Genomic DNA, 13,639 nt, shown 5'->3' on the forward strand with positions numbered 1-13,639 from the left:
CTGTTGCTTTGACTGCTCCTGCAATCAACGGTTAATCTGAAACTGGGTTTAATAAGCTTAGTTAAATAAGAAAATACCCTCCAGAAATGGGGGGTATTTTTGTTTTGGGGTAAGCATTCAGCTATCAGTTAACAGCAATCAGCTTTTTGTATCGGTTAGTCCAAAAATCACCTATTGTTGACAGAGATCGTAAGTGTTCCACCGGACATGATATGAATCGCAAAAGCCAAAAGCCAAAAGTTAATATTCTCTAATATTGTCTAATATTCTCTCCCTGACTCCTGACTCCTGACTCCTGACTCCTATAACACCGATTCATTAATCGTAAGGGCGAAGCATTCGGACGGAATATGAACTGGTTTCAGCAATAGGTTATCACCCGAATGCTTCGCCCCTACAAGGTAAAAACAAATTACCTAGCATTACTGAATCGACGCTCTAGACCCTAGATAGATGCAGAAGCTGACGAGATTTGATGATTTGAATGTAATTCAGCATCTGCCGATGCTTCATTTACTCGAATAATTTTCGCTCCCAGTTGCTGTAACTTCATATCTAATCTGTCATAACCACGATCTAGGTGTTTTAGTCCTTGAATAGTGGTTTTTCCTTCTGCTGCTAGTCCAGCAATGACTAAAGCTGCGGATGCTCGTAAGTCTGTACCTATTACTGGTGCGCCGGATAACATTGGCACTCCGCGAACAAAGGCAGTATTACCTTTAACGCGAATATCTGCCCCCAAGCGGTTCAACTCAGAAGCATGGCGCAGCCGATTTTCAAACACAGATTCGTTAATGATACTGTCACCTTCGGACAAAGTTAGCAAGGCCATAAACGGTGCTTGCATATCTGTGGGAAATCCCGGATGGGGTAAAGTATCAATATCTGTAGCTCTGAGTTTTTCGGCGGGTAAAACTCGCAAACAGTCTGAACCTTCTTCAATGATCGGTACACCAATATCTCGCAATTTGGCAATGACGGGAATTAGATGATCCGGTGCTACGGGAGACAGTAACAGTTCTGAACGAGTGATTGCGCCAGCGACTAAAAAAGTTCCTGTTTCAATGCGATCAGGAATAATTGTATAGTCGGTAGAATGTAATTTTTCGACACCAACAATGGTAATGGTACTTGTACCGGCACCTTGAATTTTTGCTCCCATTGAATTACAGAAGTTGGCTAAATCAACTACTTCTGGCTCTCTGGCTGCATTTTCAATAATGGTTTCCCCATCAGCTAAGGTAGCTGCCATCATTAAGGTTTCGGTTGCACCAACGCTGGGAGTATCTAAGTAAATTTTCGCCCCTTGCAATCTTTTATTGCTACCAGGAACGTAGGCATTACAAATACCATGCTCAATTTGCACCTCTGCCCCCATTGCTTGCAGTCCTCGGACGTGCAAATCAACTGGTCTCGCACCAATAGCACAACCCCCCGGTAATGGCATTTGTGCTACACCCAATCGCGCCAAAATTGGACCAATGGCAAAAAAACTGGCTCGCAGTTGGGTAACTAATTCATAGGGTGCTTTAGATGTGCTGATATCTATGGCATTGATATCTAACATATCCCCTTGTCTGGTTAAGGACAAACCTAAAGCGGATAAAACTTGCCCCATGCGTTCTACATCCGCCAATAAGGGGACATTGCGAATCCGACAATCTCCTGAACAAAGCAAAGCTCCAGCCATGATTACCAATGCTGAATTTTTTGCCCCGCTGATTCTTACATGACCTTGCAAAGAATGTCCACCCCAAATTTGCAAGACTGAGGAGTCTGCTTCAGGTGACAACTTGCCCTCTGGTAAGCTGCTAGAAGAATTAATAAGCCTACCTCCAAAAAATAAGTAACAATAAAGGTTTGAAGTTGGTTTCGATTCTACAGTAAAGAGTAGATTTGTCTACATTTTCTTTCTTTGGGCATTGGGCATTGGGCATTGGGCAAGATCAAGTCAAAAGTCAAAACTAAATAACTCTTTTCTCCCCTGCACCCTGTCCCCAGCCCCCCTGCTTCTTCCCCAGTCCCCTGTTCCCTATAAAGAATTATATTGACAATTTTCAAGATTTACGCAATAATAGGAAATTGGTGATAAGATAATAAAAGCCAGCGGAACTGGCGGAATTGGCAGACGCGCTAGATTCAGGTTCTAGTGCCGCAAGGCTTCCGGGTTCAAGTCCCGGGTTCCGCATTATTAACATAATATTGGGTTTTAGATCATTCTAAAATCCGAAATCTAAAATTTAAAATCGTGCTGACCAGTTTACAAAATCCCCTAGTTAAGCAGATCCGCAAGTTGCACTCTACCAAAGAGAGGCATAGACAACAATTATTTTTATTGGAAGGGACGCACTTGTTAGAAGAAGCTTGTGCGGTTGATTATCCTTTAGATGTAGTTTGCTGTACTCCGCAATGGGAACAGACACATCCTCAATTATGGCAAGTGGCTTGTAATCAGTGTAATCGGGCAGAAATTGTCAGTACAGAAGTTTTAGCAGCGATCGCAACTACAGTACAACCAGATGGTGTGGTAGCGACTGCAAAACGGGGTGAACAGGAAAACCAAGTTCCTTGGAGTGGGTTAGTTTTGGCTGTGGAAACTTTGCAAGATCCCGGTAATTTGGGAACTATTATTAGAACTGCGGCAGCTGCGGGTGCGTCGGGTTTATGGTTGAGTGATGATAGTGTTGATTTAGATAATCCCAAGGTTTTACGTGCATCTGCGGGGCAGTGGTTTCGTTTAAATAAGGCAGTAAGTGAAGATTTAAAAGCAACAGTTCAACAATGTCAGCAAGCGGGAATGCAAGTAATTGCGACTTTACCAACTGCCAGTTTAACTTATTGGGACGTAGATTGGCAAAAACCGAGTTTAATTTTACTGGGAAATGAAGGTGCTGGTTTGTCAGATGATTTAGCCGCAATGGCAGATACTCAAGTTAAAATTCCCCTTAGTCCTGGAGTAGAATCATTGAATGTGGCGATCGCCGCAGCTTTAATGTTATATGAAGCCCAGCGACAATTAACTCATAGGTGAACAATTCTTAATTTTTCGTTTTTTTGTCCTTTTGTGCTAAATATTGTTCAATATCCGCAACTGCATCTTCTAAAGCATCTAGATCAATATTGTCTGTGTCGTCACTGTTGTTATCGTTAAATGAATAAATTAATTAAAAAAATTATCATTGGTTTAAGTGCAGTTCTCATTGTTGTGAGTTTGATGGAATATAATATCCTATTTGCTGGCTCTGGTGAAGTTGTGGAAAGGGTAAGTGATGGTGATACATTGGTGTTAAGAGGTGCAGATAATCAAAAATTTACAGTTAGATTTGCTTGTGTGGATGCACCAGAAATACCTCACACCAACAAAGAAAAAAATAGTAGGCGGGTTCGGGATATAAATCAATTTAATTGGGGAGTAAAAGCACAAATACGGGTACAAGAATTGGTGAAACAGTCAGGCGATCGCGTGAAGTTGGATATTATAGAAAGCGATCGCTATGGTAGAAAATTGGCAGAAGTGCGATTAAAAAATGGCACTTTTATCCAACAAGTTTTGTTAGAGGAAGGTTTAGCTAAAGTTTATCGTCCTTATTTAACCAAGTGTCCCAGTAAAGATATCATCCAACAGGCAGAAGCACAAGCACAACAGCAAAAGCTAGGAGTTTGGAATGATCGAAAATTTGTTGATCCTTGGGAATATCGGAAGTTTAGGAAGGCTAATTAACATGATGATAATTGCAGAAAATTAAATCTTAATTACAAATTATCAATTATCAATTATCAATTATCAATTATCAATTATCAATTATCAATTATGCAGTTTGCACCTCTATTTCCAATAGTTTACCGCATACTTCAACCGACTTTTCCCCACTGTCTTTGGTGTGGAGATAGTAAGACTAAAAAAATAGCACTTACTTTTGATGATGGTCCCCATCCTCAATACACACCCCAAGTATTGAAGGTTTTAGAACATTATAAAATTACAGCTAGTTTTTTTTGGTTGGGTGTTTGTGTTAACCGTTCACCCGATATTGCTAAAGCTGTTAAAGATAGAGGACATTGGATAGGGTTACATGGTTACGAACATCATTCATTTCCCACCCTGTCAGAAACTCAACTTAAACAGAGTTTAGAAAAAACCCAAACTGCAATTTATAATGCTTGTGAATTACAACCGGAACAAGTGAGAGATGTGCGTCCTCCTAACGGTTTTTTCACACCCAAAACATTACAATTATTTCAACAGTGGAATTATAGACCAGTGATGTGGAGTGTTGTTCCAGAAGACTGGGTGCGTCCTGGTGTTTCTATTGTTGTGAACCGAGTTTTAAAACAAGTTCAAAATGGATCATTAATAGTATTACATGATGGAGTTTGTGGTGGACAAGATGTAGCAGAAACTATCAAAATTTTGATTCCCCAACTGTTACAACAGGGTTATGAATTTATAACTGTTGATAAATTATGACAGTTATAGCAGGAGTCAGGAGTCAGGAGTAAAACCCTCTTGTAGTGGGAGGTTTTTTGAACATTTTTTTAACAATGGACAACTGAAAATTACCTCTTACTAGAAGTGAGAGAATTAGGAAATAGGCAATTTTTTATTTTCTCTCCTAGAAAGGAGAGGTTTTAAAACTTGAGTACAACAATTGTCAATTATCAATTGTCAATTCTCAATTTATAAAGATGAAACTGCACAAACCTGTAAACCAATAGGAGTTTGAATAATTAAAGATTCAACACCAAAAACTTCAGAAATATTACTTGGGTTTAACACAGTTTCCGGTGTACCAACTTCCCAAAGTTGACCTTGTTTTAATAAAGCAATTCTCGAACTATAACGAGCAGCTAAATTTAATTCATGTAAAACAGTGACGATAGTTAATTGTTGTTGGAGATTCAGATTTTTGAGTAATTCTAATAACTGAAGTTGATAATTGATATCTAAATAAGTAGTCGGTTCATCTAATAATAAAACCTTGGGTTCTTGTGCTAAAGCTAAAGCTAAAAAAGCCCGTTGTCTTTCACCTCCTGAGAGATTTTCTACTAGGCGATCGCTAAATTTTTCAAGTTGTGTTTTTTGAATTGCAGTTTCTACAATTTGTTTATCATTACCAGTTAATTCCCATTGCCACCATTTTTGATGAGGAGTTCTACCTAAACTAACTAATTGATGCACAGTTAACCCAGTAGGAACAGGTTGTTGTTGTGGTAAAAGAGCTAATTTCTGAGCAACTAAATTAGGTGGTTGAGAATGAATAGCTTTACCATCCAATAAAATTACTCCACCTTGAGGAGAGAGAATACGACTAACTAACTTTAATAAAGTAGACTTACCAGAACCATTAGCACCAACTAAACTCAACCATTCACCAGTTTGTAAAGACAAATTCACATCTTTAACAATGGGTAAAGCAGTGTAACCACCAGAGAGATTTTCTAATTCTAAAGGCATAGTTTTTAATTGATAATTGATAATTGATAATTGATAATTGATAATTGATAATTCTAACCTAAACCACTGGAACGACGATAAAGTAACCAAATAAACAAAGGAGAACCTAACAAAGCAGTAACCGAACCAACAGGAAGTTCCACCGCACCGAGTCGCGCTAATAAATCTGCAAACATCAATAACCAAGCACCAGCAACAGCAGAAAAAGGCAAAACAAAACGGTTATCAGTTCCCACCATTAAACGTACAGCATGGGGAACAAGTAAACCCACAAAACCAATTAAACCAGCAATACTCACAGCACCAGCAGCTAATAAAGTGGCAACACCACCAATTAATAAACGAGAACGAAATAAAGAAACACCCAAACCCACAGTTAACTCATCACCCAAAGCCAAAACATTGAGCGATCGCGCTAACAAACAACCACATAATAAAGCCAAAATAATATAACCCACCTTCCGCACCCTAAACTGTCACACAACGAAAAATGGTCATTTGGGGATTTGAGATTGGCGATCGCTACCTAAACTTTAGACCATTTTGTATTAAAATTATCCTCAAAGGTCTTCAAAAATCCGAAATTACCGATTGTGACACTGGGGGGTGCGGAATGTGGGATATAAGGACTAGCAGTAGAAATTTCTGGCCAACCACGACCATTTAAACTACCAACCAACCAACTTAAAGCAATTTGCACCTGACCATCTTCCGCCATTAATAATAACGTACTTTGCACAGAACCAAACAAAGCACTAACAGCAACACCGCCCAAAATTAACCTTTCTACAGAAATTCCTCCTGGAGAACAACCGAGGAAAATAACAAGAGCAGAAGTTAAAATTGCCCCCAACCAAGCAGCAAAAGGAATCGCAATAGGGAACACCTGCAAAACAATCATAATAATCACAATTAACCCAGCGCCCGCAGAAATTCCCAAGATAAAAGGGTCAGCCAAACTATTACGCAACATCCCCTGTAAAAGTGCGCCTGACATACCTAAAGCCGCCCCTACAACCATAGCAGCAATAATTCTCGGAAGTCGTAAATCCCAGAGAATAGTTTGTTTAATAGGGTCGCCTTCTCGAAATAAAGCTTGGTAAAAATCAACAAAATTAAAATTAACAGCACCTTGAGAAAGAGAGATAAAAAAAGTCAATCCCAAAGCACCGACCAGAAAAATAATAGACCAGAATAGACGATATTTAGTAAATAAACTCTGCATGGTTATTAGTAAGGACTTCAGTCCTTTTATATTTTATTTTATATTTTACAATAAATCAAGGTTAAAAAGTTTGAAAAGTTTTTTATGTGAACATCAAAAATTATAGTTAACCCTGGAAAATGAACACATTAAATAATCACATTTATATTTTAATACAGGTAGGGTGTTGCCAGAAAAATAATTAATGTAGCCGAATTTAATAGATATTTGGGATTTTTGCTTCTGGATGGGGAATACTAAAATTAGATATTTCCTCACATCCGAGCAAACTTATACCAATATCAATACCTTCGCCAAAATCAAAAATATCTTGATTTGTAGGTTGGGTTGAGGAACGAAACCCAACGAATACGTTGAGTTTACAGCAGTTTTCATGTATTTGTACCACATCCTTCTTGTTATCTTCCTTTCTTCCTTTGCGCCTTTGCGTCTTTGCGTGAGATTAAAAAATGTGGTTCATTTACCTGAAAATCGCTGTAAGTTGGGTTTCACTTCGTTCAACCCAACCTACGGGAAAATGGCAAAGGTATTGTCATCTGTCAAAAGCTTGACATTTATGGCGATGTGTTGTATATATAAAAAGTGTATCGAGAACATCGACACACGTCCCCCGAACCTTGAAAACCTAATAAATTCGTTGACCTGTGTCGATTGCTTTTGTAGCAAGGCTTTTGACTCTTGAATGAGTCAGTTTTTTCTCAATAAGCACTGATTTTTTCTCAATAAAAAAAGGTGTGTCGATTGGGGTATGTAAAACCCTTGCTCTGTAAGGTTTCTAGAAGTAAACTCTTTACAAATCAACTTCCCCGCAAGGGGATGGAAACTCCCGGGATAAACTGGGCCAGGTTGTGGTCACAACCACCTTTACAAATCAACTTCCCCGCAAGGGGATGGAAACTGCTGACGCGCTTTGGCAATTCGCCATCCTTGGCTTTACAAATCAACTTCCCCGCAAGGGGATGGAAACCCATCAACGGAGCCAACAGCGATGATTTGATTAAATACTTTACAAATCAACTTCCCCGCAAGGGGATGGAAACTCTGTCTCCTTGGTCGTATGCCAAATGCCGTGACTCTTACTTTACAAATCAACTTCCCCGCAAGGGGATGGAAACAATTATTTACCAAAACCTAAACCAAAGCTTTGAGTAATGCTTGCAGTTTAAGCTGCACTTCAGCAAATTCTTTTTCAGGATCAGAACCGGCGACAATACCAGCACCTGCATAAAGTCTAGCGCGATCGCCATCAATTAAAGCTGAACGAATACCGACAATAAACTCACAATTTCCCTTTGCATCTACCCATCCCAAAGGTGCAGCATATAAACCCCTTTCAAATTTTTCATAACAGCGAATTTCTGCACAAGCAATATCTCTATCTGCACCGGCAACCGCTGGTGTAGGATGTAATTGGGCAACGATTTTTAAAGGGTGGACGTTAGCAGGTACTACCGCAGTAATGGGTGTCCATAAATGTTGAATATTAGATAATTGTCGCAGACGAGGGGCTAAAATTTGCGGAAATAAACCGAGTTGTGATAACCGTTGGGTGATAAAATCAATTACTAGGTTGTGTTCGTGTTTTTCTTTGGTACTATTAACTAAGTTGTTGGCATTGGCCGCATCTTCATTTGGTGTTTTACCTCTAGGGGCTGAACCTGCTAAAGCATCAGTAATGAGTTCCTGATTTTGAATACTAATTAAACGTTCTGGACTCGCACCTATAAAGTTTTGCCCTTTACCATTGCTGATAGAAAAAACATAACAATTAGGATGGAAATGTCGCAGATTATTTAAAGATTTGAATAAGTTAAAAGAATTATATGATTTGACATCTAAAGCATCGGCTAAAACAATTTTTCTTAAATGTTTGGATTCAATTTTTTCTAAAGCTGATAGTACTGAATATTTAAAATTATCGGCATTATTAATCTTGGTTTTGATAAAATTGGCTGAAGAATTTTCAATGTTTGGCGATGATTTTACTAAAGATTGGAGAGTCTTAATTTTGTCCTGTAATTCCCGTAATATTGTTTGAATATTAATGTCAGCATGAATTAAATGATTCACAACTAAGGTGCAAGATGAATTTTTGACTGCTACTTGTAATTTAGGCAGAAAAATAGTAGCAGATGAAAATGGATAATCTAAATAGTGATGCTGATCAAAAAAACTGTAGCTACAAAAAAAGTGAGTACCGGCAAAAGGTTGACCCATTACAGGGTTTATATTGCCAAAATTTATGACGTTTTTGAGACAATCTTTGATAAATTCTTCGGTTTTATGAAATCTATTTTGACCACTAATATCTAATTTTTTGATAGCATCAATGGCTACAATAGCTTCACCTTTACTTCTGTTCTCAAAGTAAAAGTTTAATGTATTTTTTTGGGCAAACTTATCTAATACCACTAAAGGATCTATGAAATCAATTGCCAGGGAAATACTCACAATTTGCTGGCTACGCTGTTCATAGCACTTTTCTTGCACTGCTAACAGTAATTGATGCAAATCTTTATATTCTATAAAGAAACTGCTGCGACATGGTGAAATTGTCATGGATGTATAAGTTAATTTTTTTTAAGTTATCTTCCTAAAGTGTAATAAGTCATGGTCGTATTTCTATAGGTAGCATATTCTGTTACCATTAACCAGCCTCTAATTTGCTGGGTTCTGGTAAAACTGAAAACACATACTCTTGCATACTGCAAAATGTCAAGTCAAGTTTTGTTAACAGTAGGTAAACTATCAATCACAAAATTAGCATTTTTTGGTAATTTACTACCGTAAAATGTCTCAGCCAACTATAAAATCTAATTGATAAGTCAATTTTTAGTAATTTAATTTATCAAGACTGATGACTACAAATCAGATATCAATACCCAAAAATAAGTTATGGATGGCTGCTATCAAACCGCCAATGTACAGTGTTGCTATTATGCCTATATGGGTAGGTTCGGCGGTAGCATTTGCAGAAACTAAGATTTTTAATGGTTTAATATTTGCAGTTTTTATGACTGCGGCAATTTTAATTTTAGCTTGGGAAAATATCAGTAATGATGTTTTTGATGCAGAAACAGGTATTGATAAAAATAAACATCATTCTTTGGTGAATTTAACTGGTAATAAGCAGTTAATGTTTTGGTTAGGTAATTTGTGTTTAAGTTCGGGTTTGTTGGGGATAATAGCGATCGCCTTTTTGCAAAAAGACCCTACTGTAATTGGTATAATCTTGCTATGCTGTGCTTTGGGTTATATGTACCAAGGACCTCCTTTTCGTTTAGGATACCAGGGTTTAGGCGAAATTCTTTGCTTTTTTGCCTTTGGACCATTGGGAATGACAGCAGCATATTACAGTCAAACTCAAACTTGGTCAATGACTAATTTAGCAGCTTCTGTGATTGTTGGGATTGTCACCAGTTTAGTTTTATTTTGTTCACATTTTCACCAAGTTAAGGATGATATAGCAGCAGGAAAGCGATCGCCTATTGTGCGGTTAGGTACAGAAAAAGGCGCACAGGTATTAGTTTGGTTTACAGCTAGTATTTATCCCTTATCTTTGTTATTAGTTGTGTTAGGAATTTTCCCCCTTTGGACTTTATTAAGTTGGCTAAGTTTACCTTTTGCGTTTAAATTATGTCGTCATGTTTTAGAAAATCATCACTTACCAGAAAAAGTTAGTAACTCTAAATTCATTGCTGTTGCTGTACATTTCTGGACTTGCTTATTATTGGGTACAGGATTTATGCTGGGATAATTGTAAGGAGTCGGATGACGTAGGGGCAACGTAGAGGCGAAGCTTATGGGCGATAATTTAACGGAAAAATCAGAGATATAGATATCCCATAAGCTTCGACCTGCCCCCATACATAAGTTCCATAATTTCTTTTCTAGAGATGTCTAATGGAAAGTTGATAATTTTTCAACATTGCATGAAACAATTGTCAATTGTCAATTATCCATTATCAATTGATAAACATGAAATATCAATTTTCTTTTCGCAACATTAGTCAAAAATTCACTCGTCCTGTGATTACCAATCATGGAGTTTGGGAAATACGAGAAAGTGTAATTATCAGACTGATTGATATAAAAGGTAAAATTAGTTGGGGGGAAATTGCCCCCATTTCTTGGTTTGGTTCGGAAACTTTAGAAGAAGCTTTAGATTTTTGTCATCAACTACCAAGAGAAATTACATCAGAGATAATTTTTGAGATAATTTTGAAAATTCCCGATAAATTACCAGCTTGTCAATTTGGTTTTGAATCAGCACTAGAGAATTTACAAGAAAATCACGAATCTCTAAATTACCATCATCTGAATTTTAGCGGATTATTACCAGCAGGAAAAGCGGCTTTAAATCAATGGCAAAATTTATGGAAACAGGGTTATAAAACCTTTAAATGGAAAATTGGAGTTAATGATATAACCGAAGAATTAGCAATTTTAAATTTACTGATTGATCAATTACCAGAATCAGCAAAACTGCGGTTAGATGCTAATGGTGGACTTGATGATAATGCAGCTAAATTATGGTTAGAAAAATGCGATAATTTCCCCAATAAAATTGAATTTATTGAACAACCATTACCTGTAGATAAATTCTCAGAAATGCTGGAATTAAGTAATTATTATAGTACAAAAATTGCCTTAGATGAATCCGTAGCTACATTACAACAACTGGAAAATTGTTATCAACAAGGTTGGCGGAGTATTTTTGTCATTAAACCTGGTATAGTAGGTTCACCATCAAGGTTAAGAAAATTTTGCCAACAACATCAAATTGATGTGGTATTCTCATCTGTATTTGAAACTGCCATTGGTAGACAAGCTGCACTAAAATTAGCAGCAGAATTATCTAGCAATAATCGCGCAGTCGGTTTTGGCATCAATCACTATTTTACCGGGAGTATCCCAAATGTGTAAATTTATTTTTAACTAGGGAAATAAAATGCTCCAAGACTTGATATGATTGAACCGCAAAGGACGCAAAGTACACAAAGGTAAGAGATTATGAGAGATTTTTTAGTGTTGCTGCGTTCATTTTTTCTTTCATTGGGATGCTCCCATTTTACCCAACTACAAGCAAACTGGCCTCAAAGTCTATGGAACAACCTTTAGAGTATTTAGAAAAACTCAAAAATTATCATTGGTTAATTGTTGATAATAGCCAGGAATTTTATCAAATAGCTACAGAATTATCTTTAGGACTTTTAGAAATAATCGAATTATCTAAAAATACAACACTACCAAAAATCATTGTATCTGAACGCGAACCAGTGAGATTTTTAGCTTGTTTCATTGCTGCTTGTGCTGCAAAATGTCCAGTTTTTTTATGTAACCCAGACTGGGGAAAAAATGAATGGGAACAAGTTTTTAATTTGGTACAACCAGATATAGTTTGGGGAGATTGTTGTCAGTTTACTCCTCATTTACCAATTACCAATTACCAATTACCAATTACCAATTCTATCATGATTCCTACTGGTGGTTCATCGGGAAAGATTAAATTTACAATTCATACATGGGAAACATTAACCGCATCTGTGCAAGGTTTTACAGAGTATTTTCAGTTAAAAACAGTAAATTCTTTTTGTATTTTACCGCTGTATCATGTCAGTGGTTTAATGCAGTTTATGAGAAGTTTTACTACTGGTGGTAAATTAGTCATTACTCGATTTAAAGAAATTGAATTTCAACAAATACCAAATATTAATCCTTCAGATTTTTTTATATCTTTAGTTCCTACTCAGTTACAAAGACTGCTGCAAAATACACAACTCACAAAATGGCTATCTGAGTTTGAAACTGTACTTTTAGGAGGTGCGCCGGCATGGGAAGAATTATTAAAAAAAGCGAGATTTCATCATATTAGGTTAGCACCTACTTATGGAATGACAGAAACAGCTTCTCAGGTTGCGACTTTGAAACCTGATGAATTTTTACAGGGTAATGTTAACAGTGGTAAAATTCTCCCCCATGCAGAAATTACTATTAATAATTTAACGGGAAATATTAATATTCAAGCTAAATCTTTGGCTTTAGGTTATTATCCCCAACTTTGGGAAAATAGGGATAGTTTAGTAGTAGATGATATTGGTTTTGTAGATGGAGATGGATATTTACATATTATTGGACGTAGTAGTAATAAAATTATTTCTGGTGGTGAAAATATTTATCCGATAGAAATTGAATCAGCGATTATAAAAACAAATATGGTAATTGATGTTTGTGTAATTGGTATACCTGATAAAGATTGGGGAGAAGCGTTAACAGCTATTTATATTCCTCAGCATTCAAATATTTCTATTTTAAATATTGAAAGTCAACTCAAGGATAAACTTAGTAGGTTTAAAATTCCTAAATATTGGATTTCCCTACCAAAATTACCTCGTAATGAACAAGGTAAAATCAACCGTCAACAACTGCAACAAATAGCACTGGATTTTTTAGCTAAATCATCTCATTATTATGAATAATTAATTATCAATTATCAATTATCAATTACATAATCTCTTCCCTTGACTTTCCTCTCTCAGCACCTTCTGCGTCTCTGCGGTTCGTTTCTAACCAAGAAATTATCTCTTCTGGTAATTCTTGCTTGGTTCTACTATTGACATCAATACAAACGTGGCGAGTAATTGCTTTAGCAACTATTACATCAGTTATGGTAATTTCATAAGTAATGTTAAATTTATCAATACTTATTTTTTGGGGTATTAAACTAATCATTAACTTGTCACCGCAATAAATCGGACGCAAAAAATCTACATTTGCATGAACGACGGGAAAAGCAACAGATGGATGTGTAAAAAAAGTTTTGATATTTATGCCAGAATGCCAAAGTGATTCTTCATAGGCTTCATGACAAATACTTAAAATATTGGCAAAATAAACGACTCCAGCAGCATCAGTATCGGCAAATCTGACAGTTCTTTGATATGTAAAAATCATCGACT

11 protein-coding genes, 1 tRNA gene, 2 pseudogenes and 1 CRISPR repeat array are annotated in these 13,639 nt (G+C 36.7%); of the genes and pseudogenes, 7 read left to right on the top strand and 7 right to left on the bottom strand.

What is annotated here, in order from left to right:
- Window positions 1-445: 445 nt before the first annotated feature.
- Entirely contained in the window at window positions 446-1,825 is a 1,380-nt protein-coding gene (murA, locus tag H6F47_RS10815) for a UDP-N-acetylglucosamine 1-carboxyvinyltransferase (protein ID WP_190649187.1), read from the bottom strand.
- Window positions 1,826-2,106: 281 nt separating this feature from the next.
- Here murA and H6F47_RS10820 point away from each other — a divergent pair.
- The 4 genes from H6F47_RS10820 to H6F47_RS10835 all read left to right on the top strand — a co-directional run bounded on the left by H6F47_RS10820 (window position 2,107) and on the right by H6F47_RS10835 (window position 4,468).
- Window positions 2,107-2,188 (top strand) — tRNA-Leu (locus tag H6F47_RS10820).
- A gap of 60 nt (window positions 2,189-2,248) precedes the next feature.
- Window positions 2,249-3,031, top strand: coding sequence for an RNA methyltransferase (locus tag H6F47_RS10825; protein WP_096567412.1), 783 nt, complete (start codon window positions 2,249-2,251; stop codon window positions 3,029-3,031).
- Between the two features lie 120 nt (window positions 3,032-3,151).
- Complete coding sequence (locus tag H6F47_RS10830) at window positions 3,152-3,721, top strand: thermonuclease family protein (RefSeq protein WP_190649136.1); 570 nt, start codon at window positions 3,152-3,154, stop codon at window positions 3,719-3,721.
- A 90-nt stretch (window positions 3,722-3,811) separates the two neighbouring features.
- Window positions 3,812-4,468, top strand: a complete 657-nt coding sequence (locus tag H6F47_RS10835; RefSeq protein ID WP_190348122.1) for a polysaccharide deacetylase family protein — start codon at window positions 3,812-3,814, stop codon at window positions 4,466-4,468.
- 210 nt (window positions 4,469-4,678) lie between these two features.
- Here H6F47_RS10835 and H6F47_RS10840 read toward each other — a convergent pair whose 3' ends face one another.
- From H6F47_RS10840 to H6F47_RS10860, 5 genes and pseudogenes are all read right to left on the bottom strand, one after another.
- Window positions 4,679-5,455, bottom strand: coding sequence for an ABC transporter ATP-binding protein (locus tag H6F47_RS10840; protein WP_137666749.1), 777 nt, complete (start codon window positions 5,453-5,455; stop codon window positions 4,679-4,681).
- Between the two features lie 53 nt (window positions 5,456-5,508).
- Window positions 5,509-5,907: pseudogene (locus H6F47_RS10845) on the bottom strand (iron chelate uptake ABC transporter family permease subunit); the annotation flags it as partial.
- A gap of 167 nt (window positions 5,908-6,074) precedes the next feature.
- A pseudogene (locus tag H6F47_RS10850) lies at window positions 6,075-6,680 on the bottom strand (iron ABC transporter permease); the annotation flags it as partial.
- Between the two features lie 196 nt (window positions 6,681-6,876).
- Window positions 6,877-7,068, bottom strand: coding sequence for a hypothetical protein (locus tag H6F47_RS10855; protein ID WP_137666751.1), 192 nt, complete (start codon window positions 7,066-7,068; stop codon window positions 6,877-6,879).
- Window positions 7,069-7,468: 400 nt separating this feature from the next.
- A CRISPR array of direct repeats spans window positions 7,469-7,795; the repeat unit is 36 nt; unit sequence CTTTACAAATCAACTTCCCCGCAAGGGGATGGAAAC.
- Window positions 7,796-7,811: 16 nt separating this feature from the next.
- Window positions 7,812-9,239: an isochorismate synthase gene (locus H6F47_RS10860; RefSeq protein ID WP_190649139.1), complete on the bottom strand. Its 1,428-nt coding sequence runs from the start codon at window positions 9,237-9,239 to the stop codon at window positions 7,812-7,814.
- A 298-nt stretch (window positions 9,240-9,537) separates the two neighbouring features.
- Between H6F47_RS10860 and menA the strand changes: the two genes are divergently transcribed.
- From menA to H6F47_RS10875, 3 genes are all read left to right on the top strand, one after another.
- A complete protein-coding gene (gene menA, locus H6F47_RS10865) occupies window positions 9,538-10,437 on the top strand; it encodes a 2-carboxy-1,4-naphthoquinone phytyltransferase (protein ID WP_096567398.1) in 900 nt (299 codons plus the stop codon).
- A 221-nt stretch (window positions 10,438-10,658) separates the two neighbouring features.
- On the top strand, window positions 10,659-11,606 hold the full coding sequence (locus tag H6F47_RS10870; RefSeq protein WP_190649142.1) for an o-succinylbenzoate synthase: 948 nt from the start codon (window positions 10,659-10,661) through the stop codon (window positions 11,604-11,606).
- A gap of 179 nt (window positions 11,607-11,785) precedes the next feature.
- Entirely contained in the window at window positions 11,786-13,159 is a 1,374-nt protein-coding gene (locus H6F47_RS10875) for a 2-succinylbenzoate--CoA ligase (RefSeq protein WP_190649145.1), read from the top strand.
- Between the two features lie 25 nt (window positions 13,160-13,184).
- Here H6F47_RS10875 and H6F47_RS10880 read toward each other — a convergent pair whose 3' ends face one another.
- Window positions 13,185-13,634 carry a thioesterase family protein gene (locus H6F47_RS10880; RefSeq protein WP_190649149.1) on the bottom strand — a complete coding sequence of 150 codons (450 nt, stop codon included), beginning with the start codon at window positions 13,632-13,634 and terminating at the stop codon, window positions 13,185-13,187.
- Window positions 13,635-13,639 lie beyond the last annotated feature (5 nt).

It is taken from the genome of Sphaerospermopsis sp. FACHB-1094 (assembly GCF_014696195.1).
GTDB classification, from domain to species: Bacteria; Cyanobacteriota; Cyanobacteriia; order Cyanobacteriales; family Nostocaceae; genus Sphaerospermopsis; species Sphaerospermopsis kisseleviana.